Origin of the sequence: Desulfurella amilsii (assembly GCF_002119425.1) — a bacterium.
Classification (GTDB): Bacteria; Campylobacterota_A; Desulfurellia; order Desulfurellales; family Desulfurellaceae; genus Desulfurella; species Desulfurella amilsii.
Genome location: NZ_MDSU01000018.1, coordinates 442,491 through 465,163, shown reverse-complemented (window position 1 = coordinate 465,163; position 22,673 = coordinate 442,491). Strand labels below are relative to the sequence as shown.

At 33.4% G+C, this 22,673-nt stretch carries 21 protein-coding genes and 1 tRNA gene; 1 reads left to right on the top strand and 21 read right to left on the bottom strand.

The genetic code is table 11. The features are described 5' to 3' along the window. Positions 1 to 12 precede the first annotated feature (12 nt). The 10 genes from DESAMIL20_RS05845 to DESAMIL20_RS05800 all read right to left on the bottom strand — a co-directional run bounded on the left by DESAMIL20_RS05845 (position 13) and on the right by DESAMIL20_RS05800 (position 10,284). Entirely contained in the window at positions 13 to 1,293 is a 1,281-nt protein-coding gene (locus tag DESAMIL20_RS05845) for an MFS transporter (protein ID WP_086033877.1), read from the bottom strand. A 573-nt stretch (positions 1,294 to 1,866) separates the two neighbouring features. Further along, positions 1,867 to 2,865 (bottom strand): L,D-transpeptidase, encoded by a 999-nt coding sequence (locus DESAMIL20_RS05840; protein ID WP_086033876.1) that lies wholly within the window; start codon positions 2,863 to 2,865, stop codon positions 1,867 to 1,869. Further along, the gene (locus DESAMIL20_RS05835; RefSeq protein ID WP_086033875.1) at positions 2,855 to 3,163 is read right to left on the bottom strand and encodes a glutaredoxin family protein; all 309 of its coding nucleotides are present in this window, start codon (positions 3,161 to 3,163) and stop codon (positions 2,855 to 2,857) included. The genes DESAMIL20_RS05840 and DESAMIL20_RS05835 overlap by 11 nt, the downstream gene beginning before the upstream one ends. A 3-nt stretch (positions 3,164 to 3,166) precedes the next feature. After that, entirely contained in the window at positions 3,167 to 3,766 is a 600-nt protein-coding gene (locus DESAMIL20_RS05830) for an HAD family hydrolase (RefSeq protein ID WP_086033874.1), read from the bottom strand. Positions 3,767 to 3,781: 15 nt separating this feature from the next. Continuing rightward, on the bottom strand, positions 3,782 to 4,372 hold the full coding sequence (locus DESAMIL20_RS05825; RefSeq protein WP_086033873.1) for a phospholipase D-like domain-containing protein: 591 nt from the start codon (positions 4,370 to 4,372) through the stop codon (positions 3,782 to 3,784). Between the two features lie 183 nt (positions 4,373 to 4,555). Further along, positions 4,556 to 4,631 (bottom strand) — tRNA-Phe (locus tag DESAMIL20_RS05820). 56 nt (positions 4,632 to 4,687) lie between these two features. After that, positions 4,688 to 5,461 (bottom strand): enoyl-CoA hydratase/isomerase family protein, encoded by a 774-nt coding sequence (locus tag DESAMIL20_RS05815; RefSeq protein WP_086033872.1) that lies wholly within the window; start codon positions 5,459 to 5,461, stop codon positions 4,688 to 4,690. Between the two features lie 13 nt (positions 5,462 to 5,474). Then, complete coding sequence (fdhF, locus tag DESAMIL20_RS05810) at positions 5,475 to 8,384, bottom strand: formate dehydrogenase subunit alpha (protein WP_086033871.1); 2,910 nt, start codon at positions 8,382 to 8,384, stop codon at positions 5,475 to 5,477. After that, the gene (locus DESAMIL20_RS05805) at positions 8,381 to 9,847 is read right to left on the bottom strand and encodes an NADH-ubiquinone oxidoreductase-F iron-sulfur binding region domain-containing protein (protein ID WP_086033870.1); all 1,467 of its coding nucleotides are present in this window, start codon (positions 9,845 to 9,847) and stop codon (positions 8,381 to 8,383) included. Before DESAMIL20_RS05805 ends, fdhF begins: the two co-directional genes overlap by 4 nt. Further along, the gene (locus DESAMIL20_RS05800; RefSeq protein WP_086033869.1) at positions 9,844 to 10,284 is read right to left on the bottom strand and encodes an NADH-quinone oxidoreductase subunit NuoE family protein; all 441 of its coding nucleotides are present in this window, start codon (positions 10,282 to 10,284) and stop codon (positions 9,844 to 9,846) included. The genes DESAMIL20_RS05805 and DESAMIL20_RS05800 overlap by 4 nt, the downstream gene beginning before the upstream one ends. 145 nt (positions 10,285 to 10,429) lie before the next feature. On the opposite strand from DESAMIL20_RS05800, the gene DESAMIL20_RS05795 reads away from it, so the two are divergent. Then, the gene (locus DESAMIL20_RS05795) at positions 10,430 to 11,584 is read left to right on the top strand and encodes an MFS transporter (RefSeq protein WP_158090538.1); all 1,155 of its coding nucleotides are present in this window, start codon (positions 10,430 to 10,432) and stop codon (positions 11,582 to 11,584) included. Here DESAMIL20_RS05795 and DESAMIL20_RS05790 read toward each other — a convergent pair. Genes DESAMIL20_RS05790 through DESAMIL20_RS05740 form a run of 11 tightly spaced genes read right to left on the bottom strand, consistent with a single transcriptional unit; the run spans position 11,578 to position 22,671 of the window. Continuing rightward, complete coding sequence (locus DESAMIL20_RS05790) at positions 11,578 to 12,087, bottom strand: MotE family protein (protein WP_086033867.1); 510 nt, start codon at positions 12,085 to 12,087, stop codon at positions 11,578 to 11,580. The two genes, DESAMIL20_RS05795 and DESAMIL20_RS05790, sit on opposite strands and share 7 nt — an antisense overlap. Beyond that, entirely contained in the window at positions 12,017 to 12,454 is a 438-nt protein-coding gene (locus DESAMIL20_RS05785; protein WP_086033866.1) for a flagellar export protein FliJ, read from the bottom strand. The genes DESAMIL20_RS05790 and DESAMIL20_RS05785 overlap by 71 nt, the downstream gene beginning before the upstream one ends. Further along, the gene (locus tag DESAMIL20_RS05780; protein WP_086033865.1) at positions 12,455 to 13,756 is read right to left on the bottom strand and encodes a FliI/YscN family ATPase; all 1,302 of its coding nucleotides are present in this window, start codon (positions 13,754 to 13,756) and stop codon (positions 12,455 to 12,457) included. Then, positions 13,746 to 14,375 carry a FliH/SctL family protein gene (locus tag DESAMIL20_RS05775; protein ID WP_086033864.1) on the bottom strand — a complete coding sequence of 210 codons (630 nt, stop codon included), beginning with the start codon at positions 14,373 to 14,375 and terminating at the stop codon, positions 13,746 to 13,748. Before DESAMIL20_RS05775 ends, DESAMIL20_RS05780 begins: the two co-directional genes overlap by 11 nt. Continuing rightward, positions 14,372 to 15,403, bottom strand: coding sequence for a flagellar motor switch protein FliG (gene fliG / locus DESAMIL20_RS05770; protein WP_086033863.1), 1,032 nt, complete (start codon positions 15,401 to 15,403; stop codon positions 14,372 to 14,374). Before fliG ends, DESAMIL20_RS05775 begins: the two co-directional genes overlap by 4 nt. A 10-nt stretch (positions 15,404 to 15,413) precedes the next feature. Then, a complete protein-coding gene (fliF, locus tag DESAMIL20_RS05765; protein WP_086033862.1) occupies positions 15,414 to 17,090 on the bottom strand; it encodes a flagellar basal-body MS-ring/collar protein FliF in 1,677 nt (558 codons plus the stop codon). Between the two features lie 17 nt (positions 17,091 to 17,107). Next, a complete protein-coding gene (gene fliE, locus DESAMIL20_RS05760; protein ID WP_086033861.1) occupies positions 17,108 to 17,398 on the bottom strand; it encodes a flagellar hook-basal body complex protein FliE in 291 nt (96 codons plus the stop codon). Between the two features lie 40 nt (positions 17,399 to 17,438). Continuing rightward, the gene (gene flgC, locus DESAMIL20_RS05755; RefSeq protein WP_086033860.1) at positions 17,439 to 17,843 is read right to left on the bottom strand and encodes a flagellar basal body rod protein FlgC; all 405 of its coding nucleotides are present in this window, start codon (positions 17,841 to 17,843) and stop codon (positions 17,439 to 17,441) included. Between the two features lie 3 nt (positions 17,844 to 17,846). After that, positions 17,847 to 18,239, bottom strand: coding sequence for a flagellar basal body rod protein FlgB (gene flgB, locus DESAMIL20_RS05750; RefSeq protein WP_086033859.1), 393 nt, complete (start codon positions 18,237 to 18,239; stop codon positions 17,847 to 17,849). 47 nt (positions 18,240 to 18,286) lie between these two features. After that, positions 18,287 to 19,426: a sigma-54-dependent transcriptional regulator gene (locus DESAMIL20_RS05745; protein WP_086033858.1), complete on the bottom strand. Its 1,140-nt coding sequence runs from the start codon at positions 19,424 to 19,426 to the stop codon at positions 18,287 to 18,289. Then, positions 19,423 to 22,671 (bottom strand): AsmA-like C-terminal domain-containing protein, encoded by a 3,249-nt coding sequence (locus DESAMIL20_RS05740; RefSeq protein ID WP_086033857.1) that lies wholly within the window; start codon positions 22,669 to 22,671, stop codon positions 19,423 to 19,425. Before DESAMIL20_RS05740 ends, DESAMIL20_RS05745 begins: the two co-directional genes overlap by 4 nt. Positions 22,672 to 22,673 lie beyond the last annotated feature (2 nt).

Here is a 22,673-nt window from a genome sequence, read left to right as displayed (position 1 = left end):
CCTCCATCTAAGCTATATTTCCATATTAACTTCTTTTGTTTCTGGACCTAAAATAGCGCCAATAACTACAAGTATTCCAGCAAGCACTAGAAGAACAATTTGAGTGTATTTATAAGGCACAAATGCTTTTAAAGCAAGCATATAAAATGAATAAAAAGAAGCAATTAATATGGATAAAGTGTAGCCTATGCCATAGGCGGATGCTCTTACAGAAGTATGGAACCTCTCATTTATGTAGGATGGCACAATACCCCAAGCCATACCTGCAACTGTGACTATTATGATTGAGAATAAAAACAGTATAAATGTATTTTGATACATCCCTGCTACTAAAAGATAGTATAATAATGAGGTAAAAAAGCCTATAAGCAAACCTAAAATAATAAATGCGGTTTTCCTGCCAATCTTTTGACTTATCCACCCAGCTGATATATAGCCACCTATCAAGAAAAGATATGAAATTAATGTAACTGTGGTAGTAAGAGATGCGCTGATGTGCAGTTGTTTTATGAACACAATACTCATTGTGCCAGCAACTACCATAATTTGGAACCACAAGCCAAGCATTAAAAGCAAAACTTGAAGTAAATTAATAAAATTTTTGCCGCTAAACAACTCTTTCAAAGGAGCTTTAGTTTTCTGAGCTGTTTTAAGCCATATTTTTGATTCTGGAACAAGTTTGTGAATATAATAAACAATCGAAAGACCTAAAATAACACCAACAACAAATATTATCCTCCAGCCGTATAATTGATACTGTTCTTTTGGGAAGATTTTTAAAGCCAGTAATGTAATTATTGAAATTATAACAAAAGCTACCGGGTAACCAGAACCTATAATGCCTCCCCATAACCCTCTTTTTTCTTTAGGGGCATTTTCTATAGCTAATGGCACTATGCTTGTGTATCCTCCGCCCAAAAAGATACCATCAATAAACCTTAGTAAGATAAATAACGCTACTGTAATATAACCTAATGTTTGAAACCCTGGTATAAAAATAAGCAATAAAGTAACAACACTAAAACCGCCTATCGAGATTAAACCCATTTTCTTTCTGCCGATTACATCTGAGTAGTGTCCAAACAAAAAGGCTCCTACAGGTCTACCAATAAGTGTGGCAGCAAAAATTAAAAAATATATAGTTGAGACTTCGGAAACTGGCAATGATTTTGGTAGAAAATATTCCATTGCTGGAGCCAGTACCGTAATAGGAAGATACACGTCAAACATGTCAATAAAAAATGTTAAAAATGCTGCTCTTGCCATCCTTTTCTGGTCAATCGTAGTTTCCATGCAACAGCCCCCATCTAATTTAATTAACTTAATTGGATCTTATTAAATTATTTTTTAAATGTCAATAGTATATATAAAGTTAACTACACTTAATGTCAAGAACAATATTGAAATGAAAGATGAAAAAGGGGACTGTCCCCTTTTTCATCTTCTAGCATAAATAACCTAAAAAACAGTATATTGTTTTTGATGCCTACATAATGGAAGACTATCCTGAAGAAGAGATAACACATAATAGTTAATGGAAAATTTGTGAGGTTTACAAATGGACAAAATAGGCAAAAATGTTTTATTGTTTCCTACAAGTGAATGAGGCCAAATAAGAAAAGAAATACTAGAAAGCATCACGGAGTTTGATCACTCTTTACGAAATACCAGACCACGAAGTTATGGAAAAACTAGAAAGAGATATTGAAGAAGGTATAAAAAACGAAACAATACTCTTTTGGCTAAAAGATTTTGAAGAATATTGATAAAAGTAAAATATAAATATTCTTATTTTACTTTAAAGCTTAAAAGTAAAACATAAATTACTAAGAACACCAAAAATACGTTTTTGCTAATAAATGCACTTTAGTTGATAATTGTTACAAGCGTTCCAACGTACAGATAACGATACAATCTCTTTGCGATTTTAATTGGCAGTTCTACGCACCCGGCACTTTGTGGGTAGCCATAGGCATGTCTTGGAAACCCATGTATAGCATTGTTGCCATTAAAAAAATTGACATAAGGAACATTAGGATCGTGATATGGTTTGTCATTTATCGGGAATATGCCGTTCATTGTAAAATATTTATACCTTACATAAACAATAAAATTGCCATCGGGCGTTAGGTGATCCACTCCTGTGTTGCAATTAGATTCAATTAGCCAATTGCCATTTTGCCAAACCTTTAACCTTTCAGGCAACTTTTGATTAATTAAAACCCACACAAAAGGCTTAGAGGATTGCCAGTGGTTTTTGTATTCATTTTCAAGTAAACTGCTTATATCCATTCTTGATTCAATGTTACTATTAAGGCCCATATCATTAAGAAAATGATTAATAGCTGATTTGTATAAAATGCTTTGCAAGCTTTTTGGGGTTAGCAAGGCAAGTTTACTTGGCACTATTTTTGTATCCCACTGCCATATAACAATACCTGTTTTATTATCTACTTTTTGGGCATAAAACGGTAAATAACCCATTTTGTAAAGCAAATTGACATTGTTGGTTAGTGTAGGTAGATCCAATGGGTTAACTATAGTGGTGTTGGTGTAATTTTTAGCAGTGGTGTTTATAAGATTTTTTTTGCTGTCCTTGTTGGCAACATTGATTTTATTGGCCGTATTGTTTCTAATGAATGATTTGCTATTTTTATAAATAATAGTGTTATTGCTTTTACTGTTATCAAAAGCCTTGTTAATTCTTTGGATTTCTTTTTGTGTTCTTTTTATAACAACGGCAAGATAATTAGGGATCGGCGCATCTACAATATTATTTGCACGACTGTTTGGAATACTGAAAAGCAATAAAAAAACAAATACGAATATTGCAGTATTAGCAGTCATTTTTGTTTTATTTGCCATTAATTGCCAGTATCTTGTCTATTTCTTTTTTGTCAAAACCAACTATTACTTTGCCATCTATTGTAACTACAGGCACTCCCATTTGTCCTGACAACTGAACCATCTCCATTTTTTTCGCTAAATTGTTGCTAATATCATAATCTTTATAATCAACCTTATTTTTCTTAAGATATTTTTTAACTTCGTTGCACCACACACAAGAAGGCGTACTATAAACAACTACTTTGTGGTTGCTTTTTTTTACAGTTACTTTTTCTGTTTGTCTATTTTGAGTTTTACTTTTTAAAAAATCAAACAAAAATCACCTCGTATTGATAAGATATGAATTTTCACTTTCACGCGTGGGAAGACGCCAGTTTTTTGGCGCAAAATTAGTTTTGATAAATTGACTACAATGTTTCAGTGTTTTATGCAGTGTAATCTTATCCATCAAATATTTGTTCCAATTAAACAACAAACCCGTAGCAGGAATTCCTAGTTTTAAAGCATGCTCTAAAACTATCGGCGAGTCGTCAACGACAAATTCAGTATTTTTGTTAAAAAGCTTTCTTTTGTCGTCGCTTAGAATTAAATCATCAAAAATAATGTTGTTTTTTTCAAGCCATTTATATGTGCTGAAATATAGTTCATGGCTTTTGTTTGATGTAGCAATGATAGTATAGCCCATATCCTTTAGGTTTTTTAAAAATTCTTTTACATAAGCATATGGCTTGTAGTTATTTTGCTCTTCGTGAACTTCGTTAATTGCATTATAAAACTCATCATCAGGCACAAAACCTTTTGTAAAGTAGCAATCCCAAAGTCTTGATGGCAAAATGTTATAGCCTTTTGAGTAAAGCTTAACATAAAGGGGTGCTCCAAAATTCCATAAAGTGTTGCCTATGTCAATGAAAACCGCCATAAACTGCCCCATAGCTTATTGAATTATTAAATTGCTTTTTCTGTTCCACATATGCAAAAATACTTTTATCGCTTGGTTTATGGCAGATTTATCTGTTATGTATGTTGCGTTATTATCTTGATTTTCGCTGTCTCCGCATCTATTGTGCCAGCAGGAAGCTCCTTCTGCCGATGGAGACCAATTAGCAGAGCCTTCACGAAAAACAACATTAGGAATGATAAAAATCTTATCGTGCATAATATTCCAAAAACCTTTATCGTGCTTTGCTTTGATATGAATGTTTTTTACTCCACGAAACATATATGTTACATCGTTTTTATCACGCATTTGTGAATCATCACGGTAGATGTAAACTTTAGCGCCTTGCCTTGCAAGTTGGATTATTTTTTTGGCTAAAACTTTGTCGGTGAAGCTGTACATTTCGATATACAATGTTTTTGGTATTAATGCTTTTTGCAGCCAATTTAAATCTACTGTTTGCAAATTTGTTACTGGTGAATAATAGCTAACAGAATAGGCAAAAGAATTAGACATTAAAACAAATTGAGACAAAACTAACGATAAACTCAAAGAAATTACTGCTTTTTTTATATTTAAAAAACTCACAACAAACCTCCTTTTTTACTATTCTAACAATAATATTATTATACTCCATTATATATTTTTAGCAAGGTGTATACACTATAGAAGGCTTAAAAATTTGTCCAATATACGTCCGACGGGTTTTTAAAGAAGAAAAAAATTTGTTTCAAAATCTTTTTAAGATTGGCTTAAAAACAAGATTTCTAATGGTGCCGAGACGTGGAATCGAACCACGGACACAGGGATTTTCAGTCCCTTGCTCTACCGACTGAGCTATCTCGGCCACGCAGTTACTAGTATAAAAAAAAATCTTTGATTGTCAACTTAAAAAATCTTAAATTACTTTTTCTTAAAGTTTGGCTGCCTTTTTTCAACAAATGCATTGACGCCTTCTAGTGCATCTTCTGTAGCAGCCAAACTTGCAAATAATTCACTCATGTAATCTGCAGCCTTGTGATATTCTAAATCGCTCATTTTGTAAATACCTGTTTTACCTATTTCTAAAGCAAGCGGACTCTTATTGGCAAGAGTATTTGCAAGCTCAAGTGTAGCTTCTTCTAATTTTTCGTCATCTACAACACGGTTTATGAGGCCAAAATCAAAAGCTTGCTGAGCTGATATGATTTCGCCAGTTAATACCATTTCTAGTGCTCTTTTTCTGCCAACAAGGCGAGTAAGCGGCACAGCTGGACCAAGACAGATCAGACCTACATTAATAGCAGTGGTACCAAATTTTGCACTTTTTGCAGCAACGGCTAAATCGCATGCAAAAACAAGGCCCGCTCCATTTGCTAGAGCGTATCCATGTACCTGGGCAATTACTGGTTTTTTCATGTTTGCAATTGTATGGTTGTGCTCATCCATCAGTTTGATAAATTCTCTGTATTCTTTGTGGGATTTCCCTTTTCTAAATTCTTCGAGCTCTATGCCTACAGAGAAGCTTTTACCATTTGCTTTAATGATAACCACCTGTATTTCATTATCTTTGTCAAAGTCGATCAAAGCATCATTTAATTGCCTTGCAAATGGTACATTAAACGTGTTCCAAGTTTCAGGCCTATTTAGCGTAATAAAACCAATTTTGCCATCCTTTGATGTTAAAATTTCACTCATAAATCCTCCTGTTTTAAATTTTATCTGTTACTTGTTTTAATTTAGCATCATTAATACTTAGCGCTTTAAGCTCGCTAATTCTGAATGTACCCCAGTTTTTCTTTATATGGCCTGCCACAAGCTCAATCTTTAATTGTTCTGGATATCTTTCAAAAAAATTATAAACCTTCAGGTATTGCTCTAAAACTGTTGGGTGATTGACTTCGTATGTTTCATACGTATCTTTGTTTATCTTTTTGATATTTACAAGGCTAAATTTGTATTCTGGGGTATCTGTAGCCCAATCTGTATTTTGTGACAAAAGTGCATTTGTTTTTGGTTGAGGAAAATGAAATGTTGTGAATAAAACGCCAGGCTTTATTTTGTCTGTAACTTTGGCTTTTAGTGTTATTCTGGCGTTTTCGCTTTTTACTTCTACCAAATCATTATCGGATACGTTTAATTTCGAAGCATCTGTTGTGTTAATTTCTAAATAGTCTGCACCAAAAAACAGCGTATTTTGTGTTCTGCGTGTTTGGTTGCTGGAATTGTAATGAAAAAGATTTCTACCGGTTGTTAGTATGTATGGGTATGAGTCATCTGGTATTTTATTTGGAATATAGGAAGTTATAAAAAATTTACCTTTTTTATTCAAAAACTCATCTTGGTGTAAAATACGCGTGCCTTTTTCGTTGTTATTATCAACTGGCCACAAAAGTGAACCATACTCTTTTAACTTTTTATAATTTAAAGTGCTAAGTTGTGGGCTTAAAAGTGCAATTTCTTTAAAAATTTCTTCTTCAGTGTTATAATCCATTGGGTAGCCGAGTTTTTTTGAAAGCTTCGTGATTATTTTGTACTCATCAATGCCACATAGAGGTTCAATTGCCTTATTTAGCTTGGATATTCGTCTTTCCCAGTTTATGAATGTGCCGTTTTTTTCTAAATACGATGAACCAGGTAAAACTACATGTGCAAACTGTGTAGTGGGGCTTAAAAAAAGTTCTTGAACAACGAGAAGTTCCAGTGAGCTTAGAGCCTTTTGTATATGGTAAGTGTTTGGATCTGTTTGAAACACATCTTCTCCGACAATATACATACCATTGATCTTACCATCAATTGCTGCTTGAAACATTTGTGGTATAGTTAGACCCACATTTGTATCTAATGTTTTTTGCCAAACATTTTCAAATTGTTTGCGTGTTTTTTCATCGCTTATGTGTCTGTAAAATGTAAATACAGTTGGAAAAGCGCCCATATCTGAAGCGCCTTGAACATTATTTTGGCCTCTAAGCGGTGAAACACCGCAGCCTTCTTTACCAATAAAGCCACATAGCATAGCTAAATTAGTTAAGCAAAAAACGCCACTTGAACCGTATGTGTGTTCTGTAACACCAAGTCCATATACGATGGTAGCTTTATTTGAAGTGGCAAACTCTATAGCCGCCTTTATTATTAATTTTTCTTCTACTCCAGTTATTTTGGAAACATTGCGTGGGCTATTTTCATCGCTTGATATAAAATCCAGCCATAATTTAAATGACTCCAAATCACAACGATTTTCTATGAAATTTTTGTCGTAAAGTTTTTCTTTTACAATGGTATATGCAATTGCATTCAATAAAGCAACATTTGTACCAGGTTTTATTTGCAAATAAAGCGATTGTATGTGTGGTTGGCTTGCCAAGTCAATCGCTCTTGGATCTATGACAATAATTTTTTTGCCTGCAATTGCAAGCTGTTTTATTAGTGAGCCTACGACTGGATGAGCGTGTGTGGTATTTGAACCCACAATCATTATACAGTCTGCTTTTTTTAGAGATTCTATATCGGCTGTGCCAGCACCTGTACCAAATGCACTGCCTAAAGCAAACCCTGTTGGCATATGGCAAACCCTCGCACAATTATCAATATTGTTGTTTTCAAAAGCGCATCGTACTAATTTTTGGACTAAAAAAACCTCTTCATTCGTGCACCTTGAAGAAGCAAGAGCGGCGAGGGCGTATTTTGAGTATTTTTCTTTTATTTGGATAAATTTTTTGGCAATAAAATCTAAAGCTTCATCTATTGAAACTTCCCTAAAATCTTCTTTTAAGTTTTCTCTTAGGAGTGGTTTTGTTATGCGGTCTTTTGAGTTTACAAACTCCCATGCAAATCTGCCTTTTACGCATAAATGTCCTTCATTTGGACCGTTATCATCGCCTACAATATTTACTATCGTATTTGCTTTGGATTCTACTATTACATGACAACCAACTCCACAAAAACCGCAAGTTGTTTTTGTAAGATTTGTACCTCGCCCTAAATAAACTACATTTTTTTCAATCAAAGCACCAGTTGGGCATGCTTTTACGCATGCACCGCATGATACGCATTCTGAATTTATAAAATCATTTATTCCAGGGCTAATATAAGAGTCAAAACCTCTAGAAATTATAGTCAGGGCAAAATTACCCTGAATTTCTTCACATGCTCTAACGCAACGTGCACACATGATACACTTTGATGAATCAAACTCAAAATAAGGGTTAGAAGAGTCTATCACATTTTTAATATGCGTTTTTGATTTGTAGCGAATCTGTCTTATACCAACAAGACTTGCGGCTTCTTGAAGTTCGCATCTTAGATTATTTGCGCATGTTGTGCAATCAAAATCATGCTCGCTTAAGTACAATTCTAATATATTGCGCCTGATTTTATTAATTTGCTCTGTTTGCGTGCGAATTACCATACCATTTTGAGCAAATGTCGTACAGCTTGTTGAAAACCCTTTTTTACCTTCGATTTCTACAATGCATAACCTGCAGGAACCGTACGGTTTTAGATGTTCGTATGCGCAAAGCGTAGGGATTTTTATACCCGCATTTTTGGCTGCTTCTAGAATAGTTTGGCCGGATTGTGCGGTAATTTGCCTGCCATCGATTGTTATGCTTATTCCATTCATTTGAGTTCTCCTATATTAAAATCGCCGCTAAAGTATTTTAAAGCACTTAAAACACTCAAATGTGTAAGGCCACCAAGAGCGCATAAAGATGCTTCTTTCATTGTTTCTAAAAGATCATACAACAGATTTAAGTTTGATTGAGCGTTGTTTGGCAAATCCGTTAAAATTTCTTTTAATCGTGTTTGGCCAATTCTGCAAGGTGTACATTTGCCACAGGATTCGTGTATATAAAAATCAATAAGATTTAGCAGAATGTCTTTCATGTTTATATGCTTGTCAAACACAACTACACTTGCATGACCTAAAATAAAACCTTCCTTGCTTAACTCATCGTTGTTTAATTTTAAGTAAAACTTTTCTTTTGGGATAAATGCACCAAGAGGTCCACCGACTTGAACAGCTTTCACATCATCTACGGGTGTTACCCCAAATTCGCTTATTAATTCTTCTATTGTTATATCATTTGAAACTTCGAACAAACCACACTGTTTGCAAGCACCGCTTAATTGTATGGGTGTTGTATGCATATCTCTTGAGCCTTCAAGAAGCCTTACAATATCAATAAAGCTTAGTACATTACTTAACAGTGTTGGTTTATCTAAAAGACCACTTATAGCTGGTACAGGTGGGCGAGGGCGCACAAGCCCCCTTTTGTTTTCCAAGCTTTCAATTAAAGCCGTTTCTTCACCGCACACATAAGCTCCAGCTCCAATTGCAAGCTTTAAGTCAAAGCAGTAGCTCTCGTTTTTGCCTAAGTAGTTCTTTTTATAGGCAACGTCGATGGCTTTTTGAAGTATATTTTTTGCATTGGTGTATTCAGACCTTAAATAAATGATGCCTTCTTTTGCCCCAACTGCAATCCCAGCAATAATCATAGCTTCAATTAAGCTAAATGGATCATTTTCTATAATTAGTCTATCTGCAAAAGAACCAGAATCTCCTTCGTCTGCATTGCAAATAACATACTTTGTATCAGACGACTCATTTAATACAGTCTGCCACTTTATGTAAGCTGGGAAAAACGCACCACCTCTGCCTCTAATGTCTGCTTTTTTTATTTTGTCGATAATACTTTGAGGGGACTGGCTTAGACTATTTTTTAGAGCTAAAAACCCACCTAATCTAATGTAGTCTTCGATATTTGTTGGATCATTTTTGCCTAAGTGTCTAAAAATTACCCTATGCTGGTTTTTAAGGTAAGGTTGATCTTCAATATTTCCCAAATAATTTTTGCTGTTTTGCGGGTTTTGTAAAATATCATCGATATTTTTTTCGTTTACATTTCTAAAAGCCCATCTTTGGTTATTATGTTCTAATTCCAAGAGAGGCTCAAGCCACATTAAACCTAATGTTGAGTATTTTTTAATGTTTAATTGGGGTTTATTTTGAGCTTTTAGCTTGTTGTAAATTTCAAGCGAGCCAACTGATTGAGCGGTAGAATCAAGCGATATATACACATTCATAAATTCCTCAATTTGTTTAATATTTCATCAAATTTTTCTTCACCCATATCGCCATACACTAGCCCATCTATCATGATTGAAGGTGAACGCGGACAATTACCCAAACAGTAAACACTATCTAAAAAAAAATCTTTATTGTGCTCGCCAATATTTAAATTTAGTTTGTTTTTTATATATTCTGTTAGTGTTTTGACATTTTTTGCCTGACAACTTTCTGCCTGACATAGGCGTATATGGTGCTTTGAAATATTTGGCTCTAAGCGAAAATCTTTATAAAAAGCTATGAAGCCGTACATTTCTGCGTATGATAGATTAAAAGACTTGCACAATTCATGAATAGATGCTTGCGGTATATGCCCAAGATTTTCTTGTATGGAGCGCAAAGTATTTAATAGCTGCCCCACTTTCTTTGATTTTGGTTCTTCTATGTTGTGCATATTAATCCTCCTAATAAAACATAACAATTCTATTATATATTATATATATTTAATTGTTAAATTCAATAGCATAAAGCAATATTAAATAAAAATGAAATTGTAACTTAATACTTGATTTAATATGGTATTTGTTTATTATAAAACTATGAATGCGAAAGTCTTTCTTGTTTTAATGTATACTACAATAGTTACGATAGGGGCCATATACGTGCCTCAACCGCTTTTGCCAGAAATTAGCAAGTATTTTGGTCAAAGCATGAACACAGTATCTTTGACCATTAGTGTTGCCTTGTTGCCTTTGGCCATTGTACCTATAGTTTATGGCTATGTTTTATCGTTTTTAACGCCAAAGAAACTAATACTAGTATCCTTGATAGTTCTTGTCTTCATTAATTTTTTTATATCAATTTCACAAAATATTTATTGGATCATTGTACTAAGGTTAATCGAAGGATTTTTAATATCAGCTGTGCTAACTTCAAATATGACTTATATTTCGTTAAGCGTGGAAAGTGATAAAGTTTCATTATATATGTCATACTACATAGCAACTACCATAATGGGTGGTTTTTCTGGCAGACTAATCTCTGGTATTATTGCTTATATTTTGCCGTGGCGCTACAGTTTTTATTTTGTAACATTGAGTTTTGCTATAGGGGCTTTATTGGTTTTTTATTTTATTGGGGATACTAAAAGTGTTGGTAGCAACGAAAAACCAGAGAGTTTGTTTAAAAATTATCTGTCTATTGTTAAAAATAAATTGTATTTTTTTGTTTATCTGGCGGTTTTTTGTATGTTTTTTGTATTTGCCGCTTTGACGAACTTTTTACCATTTAGAATTGAAAGCGTTGACAAAAATAGTTCTCAAATTGTTATTGCGCTAGCCTACAGTGGTTACTTAATGGGTATATTTGTATCTTTTTTTGCTACAAAATTTATTAAGATGTTTGGTAATCAAATAAAAACTATGATGTTTGGGTTTTTGGTTTATATGGGCTCCATTTTAATTTTAAACATTCCAAATGTTTACATAATATTTGGTGGCATGTTTATTTTTTGTGGTGGCATGTTTTTGATACATTCTGTAGCAAGTGGTTTTTTAAACAAACTAGCAAAAGAAAAAAAAGGTATAATAAATGGTATATATATAGCTTCATACTACGGTGGTGGTGTCATTGGTTCTTATGCTCCGGGTTTTATTTATAAGCAATACGGATGGCATACGTTTAGTGCAGTATTGATTTTTCTTCTTTTAGTAGGTTTAGGAAGCATTTTCCAGTTTAGAAAAAAAGTTTATTGATGTTTAGATTTTAAATATAAGCTAAATATATTTGCAGCTGTCTTTGGGTCCATTTTGGAGATAATTGCGCCAGCTTGCCTTGATTGCATAAAGGTTAGAATTTCTGCTGTAGTTTGGGGATCCATATTTGATAATTCTTCTGCTGCGGCAGATGGTTTTGCTTGGGCATAAATTGTTGCTAATTTTTGAATTTTTTGACTAATGATATTTTTTTGTAAACTTTCTAATTCTTTTTTGGCTTGTTCTATTTGATTGTTAAGATTTTTTAGCTGATTTTTAAGAGTATTTTGGCTTTGTTCAAGTTGTTTTTTTTGGTTTTCTATGTTTTGCTGCTGCACTCTTAGCTGGGCAGTTTTTTCGTCAATTACTTTTTCCAAAGCTTTGAGTTCATTAATTTTTTGATTTACATCGCCTATATTTTGAGCAAAGGCTTTAGCTGTTCCTATTGTAAAAAATAGTACTGATATCGTTAATAAAATTTTGATCTTTGAGCTTTTCTTCATATATATACCTCTCTTTATAGTGTTCTTTTAATTTTTCAAATTTTTTTATTTCTTTATGTAGGTTTTTGATAACCTCAATTTGTATCTTTTTTTTTACTTCTAGTTCTTCTATAGTTTTTTGAATTGATTTAATTTCTAGCTCACATGCTAGAATTTCTTCAGATAGATACTTTAAAATACTAAAATCCACATGTGTTTTTATCTGGTCATCAAAGCGCTTATAAAAAATTTTTATCTGGTTTTTGAGTTCACTTATGCGCTGCATTTTTTGTTTTATCTGGTTGTTTATTTCGCTAAGTTTTATTATTTTAATGTTTATAAGATTTTCTTTTAAATTTTTGATTTTTTCAAATTTAAAAGCAAACATTTATTCTACAGCCTGATTGAGTAAAGTAATGGTTTGAGAAAATTCATATGACTCATCAACGCCTTGAACTAAAAAGTCATTAATTTTATTTATTACCCTTAGGCTTGCGTCTATATCTGGGTTTGAGCCCATTGTATACGCACCTATGTTTATTAGGTCTTCTGCTTGTTCATATACCGATAAATGTTTTCTTAATTTATTTGCTAAAAACTTGTGCTCGCTATTTACTATAGAAGGCATGAGCCTCGAGACGCTTTTTAAGATATCTATCGCAGGGTAATGATTTTTTTCTGCAATTCTTCTTGATAATACAATATGGCCGTCTAAAATTGATCGTGTAGTATCGGCTATGGGTTCGTTAAAGTCATCTCCATCAACCAATACAGTGTAAATAGCAGTTATGCTGCCTTTTTGAAATTTACCTGGAATTTCCATAAGTCTTGGTAAAAGTGAGAATACGCTTGGCGTGTAGCCTTTCATTGTAGGAGGCTCACCAACGGCAAGGCCAATTTCTCTTTGCGCCATTGCAAATCGTGTGACAGAATCCATCATAAACATTACATCAAGACCTTGGTCGCTAAAAAATTTTGCAATAGCACTCGCAAGAAATGCCCCCTCGCGCCTCAAAAGTGGTGCTTCGTCACTTGTTGCCACCACAACGACACTTTTCTTTAAACCTTCTTCTGTTAAATCATTTTCTATAAATTCTCTAACTTCACGCCCCCGCTCGCCAATAAGCGCTATTATATTAACATCGGCTTTAGCTTTTTTTGCAATCATGCCAAGTAGCGTAGACTTGCCAACGCCACTTCCTGCAAATATACCTATTCTTTGGCCTTTACCAAGCGTTAATAAAGCGTCGATAGCTTCTATTTTAGTAACAATTGGTTCGTTTATTATTTCTCGCATCATTGGGTCTATGGGTTTTGGATATAGTGGTAGATGTTTTTCTATTGTTATTGACCCTTTTGAGTCAATAGGTTTGCCCAGCGCGTTTAGTATCCTTCCAAGCATATTGCTTCCAACGCCAATCTTTAAGCTTTTTGAAGTAGAACGTACAACGCTTTCAAGTTTTATGCCATCCATGTTTCCAAGCGGCATAAGCACGACATTTTTATCTCTAAACCCCACAACTTCTGATTCAATGTAGCCATTGTCGATTTCTATTAAGCATACATCGCCTACTTTTATATTGCCTGGGCCGCTTGAAACTATTGTTAAGCCAACAACCTCTTTTATTTTTCCGCAATTTACTATAAAACTGTTATTTTCTAATAGTTGTTTTATCTTGTTATGATTCATTGATCAAACTGCGCTTTAGTTCTTCCAGTTTTGTATTAATACTTGCATCTATAATGTTTGAATCTTCCTCGATAATAATAGTTCCCATCTCTAAAGCAGGGTCACCTATTATTTCTATATTTTCAAATTCCCCTTCTATTAATTTTGCCTGTTTAGCATTTAGTTTTAATTTCACTTTATCTGATTTTGCAAATGATAAGGTTTTTTTTATTAAATTTTTCAAAGTTTCTGGGTTTTGTATTTCTTTTTCTATTATTTTTTGCGAAATTTCAATTGCAATATTTACTATGTCATTTTCTATATTTTTGATTGCCTCTTTCATTTCGCTAAATTTTGTATCTATTGATTGTATTGATTGTTTAAGCTCTGCGTTTGAGTTTAATAATTTTGCTTCATATTGGTTTTTAAGGCTTGATAATTTCTGTTCGTAGTCTAGCGCACTTTCGTTTTTACCTTTTTCGTAGCCCTCGTTGAAAGCTTTTTGGTATATTTCATCTATATTTGGTAATGCTTTTCCTGGTTCTTTTGTTTGTTCTTTTTCTGGTTGAGTTTGTTGTGTAATTTGCTGACTTATCTCAAACTCTTCCAATAGAAATTCTTCAATAGGAGGGTTTTTCATTCAAGCATTTCCTCTCCGCTACCGCTGATTGATATGACGCCTTCTTCGTCAAGCCGCCTTACAATATCAACAATAGCTTTTTGTGCCCTCTCCACATCTTTTACCCTTACAGGACCTAAGAAATCCATCTCTTCTTTGAGTGTTTCTGCCGCTCTGTTTGACATATTTGAGAAAAACTTCTTATTTAGCTCTTCTGGTGCACCCTTGAAAGCAATTGTGAGATCTTTTTTGTCTACATGCTTTAGTATTTCTTGTATATCAGAGTTGGATAGCTTTATAATATCTTCAAATACAAACATCATATCGCGAATCTTACTTGCAAGGTCTGGGTTTTTTTCAGCAATCTGATCAACCAATGATTTTGACTCTGTTCTGCCCATTCGGTTAATGACCTCTGATACTGCTCTTATACCACCAATTTCTACATTGCTTCCACTTAAGTCCTCCATTTTTGTTTCTAACATTTCTGAAACACGCTTTATAACATTTGGCGATATATTTTCTAGCGAAGCCATTCTAAGTACAATATCAATTTGTGTTTCTTTTGGCAACAAACCCAAAACCTCTGCAGCTTTGGATTGATCAAGGTGAGATAATATTACAGCTATGGTTTGTGGGTGTTCGTTTTGTATAAATTTTACCAATTGTTTTGGATCAATATTTTCTAAGTACCCAAAGCCTACATTAGATTCAAGCAACTTTACAAGCTTATCAATGATTTTTCTTGCTTCTTCTGGCTCAAGTGTTTTCATGAGTAGCTCTTTTGCATACTCTAGCCCCCCAGTAGCTGCGTATTCTTTTGCTTTGAGCATTTGGTAAAACTCTCTAACAACTGCCTTTGCTATATCTGGATCTATTTTTTTCATTAGGGCAATTTCTCGGCTAATTGCTTCTATTTCATTTTTGCTTAAATTTTTAAATAGTTTTGCAGAAACTTCGTCACCTAGAGTAACCGATAAAATAGCCGCTTTTTGATACGGAGTTAAATCATCAATTGAATTTATAGCAGAAGACGATTGAGCGCACACTTTACTAACCTCACTTTGAAGAAATATAGGCTTTCAAAACAGTTGATGCCTCTTCTGGATTTTTTTCTACTTCTTCTTTTAATTTCTTTTCTACTACTTTATCTTTCAAGGTTTCTTCGTCTAATAGATTTTCGCTGTCTAATTCTCTAGATATTTCTTCCTCAAGATCTTTTATGCTTTTGCCTTTGATTTTAGATTCTGCTTCCCCTTGAGCGTAGGCTTTAGCAGCTTGAGCTTGCTGATAGGCACTTCTGCCTTTTTTGTAAGACAACACATTGTTGATAAATTTTCGCAAAAAAAGCAAGTAAAACAAAATCAATAAAATAATGCTTAGTAGGTATTTTAGCATCGGATAATATTGACTTAAATTTGACATTACACTCACCTGCTTTGGTTTTGTGCTTTCAAACTGCATGTTAACAACGCTAATCGTATCGCCTCGTTTTGGATCAAAGCCTATTGCTTGTTCTACGGTTTTTCTAATATCGGACATTTGTGCTGTTGAAAGAGGCACGTAGATGTCTTTTTTTGTTTTTTTATCATACTTGTAGTTTCCATCTACAATGACTGCTGCCGATACGTGCTTAATTTTTACAAGTGGCTCTACTACATTTGTTTCAGTTTGACTGATTTCGTAATTAGTAGTGTTTTTTGTTTTCTCACTAGTCAGTGGTCCTTGTTGATTAGCTGGAGTTTGGACAGTAGCAGGTGTTGATGTAGAGCCTGTAGCAGTTGGTGTTGTTGCAGCTGTGGGTTGATTGGCACCGATATTTGATATAACACCTGGTATGCCCACTGCAGTTTGTGCCCAGTTTTTTTCTTCTTCTGTTTGTTCGCTTCTAACAACGCTGTTTGGGTCATACTTAATGCTTTTTTGTGTAACTTTGCTCAAGTCTAAATCCACATTTACTGTTGTTACAATTTGATTTTCACCTACGATTGGCAAAAGCAGGTCTTTTATCTTGTGTGCATATTCTTTTTCTATCAATTGTTTGTATTGGAGCTCATTGCTTGCTATTTCGTCATCGGAGTTTTGCTTTTTAGATAGTAAATTTCCATTTGAATCCACAATTGTCACATTGTCTGGTGTTAAATTTGGTACACTTGCTGCCACTAGTTTTTGTATAGCATACACTTGATTGTGACTAATCGGAGAATTTAACTTTAATACAATAGAAGCAGTAGGGGGCTGTTCTTTATCTACAAAAACGGAAGGCTTTGGTATGGCAAGGTTTACTCTCGCAGAGTCAACACTTGAGATATTTTCAATTGTGCGAGTCAATTCACCTTCAAGCGCTCTCGTATAGTCCACATTTTCCAAAAAATTAGTCATGCTTAAATTTTGTTTATCAAAAATTTCAAAACCTACAACCCCGCCGCTTGGTAATCCCTTTGCTGCCAAATCTAGTCTGAGTTTATATACTGAGTCTCTTGGTACTTCGATCGTATTGCCACCAACAATTTTGTAAGGTATTTTTTGTTGATCAAGGTAGTTTGTAATACTTGCAGCATCTTTATCGCCAAGGTTAGAAAACAATACAGCGTAATTTACACGAGAACCAATAATAAAAACCAATGCCAAAGTCAAAATTAATACAGCAAAAGATGAAAACAAAACTGCCCTTTGTTTTTTTGACATTTTACTATAAAAACTTTTTATTTCTTCAAGAAATTTTCTTATGTCCATATGATAAAAAACTTACACTAAACCTGCATATTCATAATTTGATTGTATGCTTGGACTGCCTTGTTTTTGACCTCCAACAAAAGTCTCATAGATATATCTGCTTTTTCGATAGCCATAACCGCATCTTGTATATTATCCATTTTTCCTGTAGCAATTTCCTTTATAGTATTATCTGCAGTTATTTGTAATTTATTAACATCATTAAGTGATTTAGCTAGTAGATCGGCAAAACTAGAAGTATCTTTCTTCGTGCTGCTATCATTTGTTGTATTTGGTATATTATTTGTAGGTATCGAGTCAATTTTCATAAAAATCACCTAATTAATGATATAGCATTTTTTAAAAAAATCAAACATTTAATACACCAATTATGCTTTGAGCCATCTGTTTTGCCGCATTGAATGCCGAAATATTTGCCTGATATGAATTTGTCGCATCCAGTAAATTTACCATCTCGACTATTGGGTTAATATTAGGATAAGCTACATAGCCTTTTGAATCTGCTAATGGGTTTGTGGGATCATAAACCAATTTTGGGGGCGTATCATCCCGTACCACATCTGCTACTTTGACACCTGATAAGTACTTTGAAAATTTTTCGCTTTCAAAAACCACATCTTTTCGTTTATATGGCCCGCCTTCGGGTGTAGTGATTGTATTTGCATTTGCAATATTGCTTGCTATAATATCTAACCTTAATCGTTGAGACTGCATGCCGCTTGAGGCTACGGCTAAACTTCCAAAAAAACTCATACTTTAGGCTCCTTGAGATGAGGATATTATATTTTTGTATTCACTAAACTTATATTTTGCAAATGCCACAAGAGCATTGTAGAATATTTGATTTTTGGCTAAGGCAGCTTCTTGAGATGTCAAGTTTACATTGTTTTTGTCGTTTCTTTTACCGTACGAGTCATTTTTTTCTACAACAATGCTGTCTTGAAGGTTTTTTTGAGGGTTTATGTCATTTTCATGTGTAATATACAAAGGTAACTGGTTATTATTTAAAAAATCACTGAATTTAACGGTTTTTTCTTTGTAGTGCGGTGTATCAATATTTGCAATATTGCTTGCAATTACATTTTGTCTAATAGAGGCAACATCCATGCCAAGCTGGATATAATTTACTGTAGGGTCGTTAAAAATCATCTCTACCTCCCAAAACAATCCTAGTAATCTACTAGCAAAAATTGTTCTTAAATGCCGTGCAAAAATATGTCTTCTTTGCTTAAAAAATTTTGCTTAGATAAAATTATTGCGCGCTCAATCGTATTTTCAAGCTCCCTTACATTGCCTAGCCAAGCATAATTTAGCAATATTTCTAAGGCTTCGTTTGAAATACCTTGCATGTCTTTTTGAAATCTCCTTGAGTATTTTTTGATAAAAAAGTCAATCAAGCAAGGAATGTCTTCTGTTCTTTCCCTAAGTGGGCTTAATAAAATAGGAAACACACTGATTCTATAAAATAAATCTTCTCTAAAACAACCATTTTTAACTTGTTCTGCTAGATTTTTGTTTGTTGTGCAAATAATTCTTGTATCAATTGCCACACTTTGGCTTGAGCCTAATTTATCCACAACCCTCTCCTGCAACACCCTTAGTAACTTTGCTTGAAGTTCAAGTGGCATCTCGCTAATTTCATCCAAAAGCAATGTGCCATCATTTGCCTGCTCAAATTTGCCTTTGTATGTTTTCACTGCACCGCTAAAAGCCCCTTTTTCATATCCAAATAGTTCTGATTCTAAAAGATTAGCAGGTATGCTTGCGCAATTTATACTTACAAATTTTTCTTTTGATCGGTTTGATAATTTGTGAACAAGTTTTGCAATGACTTCTTTGCCTGTACCTGTTTCTCCGCTAAGTAGCACTGTGACGTCAGTTTTTGCTACTTTTTCAACAAGCTCAAGCGTTTCTCGCATCTTTTTACTTTCAAAAATATATTCACTATCGACACTAAACTCTTGTATGGGTTTTAAAACGTTATAGTTAGCTGATAACGACATTATTTTTTCTATTGTTTCTTTACTAAAAGGTTTGACAATAAAATCAAAAGCACCAAGTTTTATTGCTAAAACGGCTGTTTCGATAGTACCAAATGCTGTCATTATGACAAATGGTATATTTATGTTGTTTTGTTTAACCTGTTTTAGCAGCTCTATTCCGTCAACCTTTGGCATTTTAAGGTCGCTTAAGATTAGGTCAAATGTTTCTTTTTTTAAAAGATTTAGGGCTTCTTTGGCGTTCTGAGCAAGACTACACTCGCACGATAGATGTTTTAGTGTAGAAAAAAGTGCAATTCTTAATTGTTCGTCATCATCTACAACTAAAATCCTCATTTTTTCTCTCCATTAGATTGTTTATGGTCTCCATTTACACCAAGCAAATATGCAGGAAGTGTAATTGTACGCGTTATTATATCAAGCAAACCTTTACCAAGACTTTCCCATGGGACGGGGTATATGTTCATTTTTCCATCTAAGTAGCCATTTACCCTAAAGCTTAAGCCTGTAAAACTCTTTTCTTTGTCGCCTAAAATATGGCCAATAATGGGTATATAAGAAATAATGCGATTTATAAAAGTGAATGTAGTTATCATAAATAACGTATCAACATGGTAGTTTGTTAAATTCACATTTCCATTTATAAACAAGTTATTTGATGTACCTTTTACTGTTAATGGTTTTGTAGTTTTTATGGTACCATCTTTAAGTTCAAAGTTGCCTACCATTTTATCAAAATAAAATCCACTCCGCAAATCTATTTGTCCTGTAATTAGACCTAAAACATCCGCAAGCGATAAAATTTTGTAGATATCTGGAAAATCTTTAATATTGCCATTTTGCGAAACAAATTTAAGCGTGCCGTTTAGTTTTTTAAAATCTATTTCGTCCGCGGATGGTGTTTGAAGTGTGGCGTTAAGTGTTGTTATAGATGGTTTTTTTGTTTTGCTTTGAATGTAGTGTGCAAAAAGATATGAGTCTGTTGCATTAATATTAATTGTGTTTTTAGCCATCTGTATGTTTATTTGCGTTTTTGGTGCTTTAATAATAAGGTAGCGCTTGCTTGCAAGTTCTAAATGCGCCTCTACATTATTAAATATAAGTGGCTTTGAACCTTGTATAATAAGCTCATTTATGTGAGCATTTGCGTAAATCTGAGCATTTGGTATTTTAAATTTAATGTTTCCTATGTAGCTTTTTGTTTTACTTTGTGATTTTTTTACTATAAATTTTTGACTTGTTGCATTTAGGCTTATAGTGAGTGGCTCTAAATTTAAGCTTCCATTAAAGCTTACAGGGTTGCCTAAAACTAGTGCATAGCCATCTGTTATAGTAGCGTAATTTTTATTAAATGTAATATGGGCAGATTTTACACTTAAATCGTCATCATACACCAAATCTGTTAGTACTAAATTATTTGAGTATATATATTGAAATTTTTTATCTTTTAGACCCAATTTGACGTTTCCGTTAAGTATTGCTTCATCTATTGGCAACTTTAGCAAATTTTTTATACTTGATAACCTAAAATTATTTAATGCAATATCACCATTAAAAGTTTTTGCCTTAATATTGTATAAGCCGTTTATTGATACTGTATTATCTAGCTTTATAGGGTTTAGGCTGATTAGGTTTTTTTCAAAGTAGCCTTTTGCTAGAATTTCATCTACACCAAACCCCTGTTCTTTAAATAATTTTTTACCCTCAATATCAGCATTAAAATTAATTTTTGACAGTGTACCCCAAATAGATGAGGGCTTTATTGTAATCTTGCTTGTTGGCAGGTATTTTTCGTCTAGTTTTAAATAAGAAACGTTTTTTATGTCGTTTGGGTTTATTTTACCGCTTAAACTAGCATTGTAGAAAAGGGTATTTGAGTGTTCCAAAAAACCTGTAATGTTAACAAAAGATGTGTCGTTTTTTATTTTTAAGTTATTTGCGCTAACTTTAAGTGTTTGATTTTTTCTTTGAATACCAAACTTACCAACCAAGCTTATCGGTGTTTTTGAAATTTTTTTGTCCACAAGATTTAAGTGAGAATCTATATTAACATTAAAATCAAAATGTGGCTGCGGATGCCAGTAATAATCTTTGATATCAATTACTGCACCAAATGGACCTCTGATGTCTTTGGCATAATCAATATACTTTGCATCGTCGTGGCTAAGTATTGCCTTGTATAAAAAATCCTCAGTATTTTTTGTAGATTCGCCATTTAGCACTAAATGCATGTTTGCCGGATAGCCTTTTTCCCGTGCAATGACCATCTTTGAGCTAATTAAATTAACTTCATCGTTAAAGCCTGTTCCGTCAATAATAACATCCTTTGGCGTAACCTTGATATTTGCAAATGTAACAACGAATGGGTATGTGTCTTTTTCAACTACAAATTTAGCATTTTGCGCAACAAGCTCTCCAGTTTTAATAATATTTTCTTTGTCTTTTATTTTGCCGTTAAATGTAATTTTTTTTGCTTTTATTTCTCCAGAAAATATATATTCTTGAAGTTTTTTGCTAATTAATGGTTTTATCTGTTTGTAATCAATATATGGTGTTTCAAAAAAACCCTCTAGCTGGGTATTATCAAAACTTTTGGTATCTAGTGTACCTTTTGCCTTAGCTAAAAAGCCGTCTCCAGATCCTTTGAGAGAAAAATTATCGTTGTTTTTGTCATATATAAAATTTATTGTTGGTTTTTTGATGTTAAGGTTTGCTACACTTATCTGGCTAAATAAAAGTGTAGCGTTATAATTTTTAGTATTGAGTTTTAGATTGGCATTTTTACCAGTGATATTTTCTTTGTACATAACACTTGGAATATTTAAGTAAAGTTCGTTATGTGCATAAGTGGCGCTTGGGCTTATAAGTTTTAGTCCTTTGTAGTTTATATCGCTTATTTTTAATTTACCGTCTATTAGTTCCAGGTTGTTTTTGAGTGTTAAATTTAATTTTGAGCTTGTGTTATTAATGACTTTTAGATATGCCGGGAAATCTTTTGGTGAAAATTTTTTTACATTTAAGTTAATATGAAGGTTGTTTGGATTTATATCACCTGCGAGCTCAATTGGGCTGTTGTTTACATCACCTTTAAAAAAAAAGTTGTTATTTTTTGTTGTCAAATTCAATACCACATTTAATGCGCCATTAATTTTATAGTTTTCATATGATGCGTTTAAATTTGCTATATCGATGGATAAAGGGAGCGGCTTTATGAGTGTTGTAGTTTTTGTTGGTGTTTTTGAAGGGTATATTGTAATATCTAAGTTTTGAATTTTGAGATTGCCGAATGTGGGCTTTCTGGAAAGCAATTCGCCTAATTTAAGTGTATATGATACATTTTTTGCACAAGAATTAAACTTGCTTGATCTTATTTTTAGATCAGAGATATTTACTTTTATAGAATTTAGCGTTTGAGAAATTTTGTAATTTTCGATTTTTTCTATTTTTATATGTGCTTTATTTTCAACAAAATGCAAAAAGTACTGGCTTTTTAAAAAAAGGGGCAGGCTAAAGTAACCTGCTAGCATTAAAACAAAAAGAGTTATTAGAGCGATAAAAGCTATTAAAAGCTTTTTTTTCATGG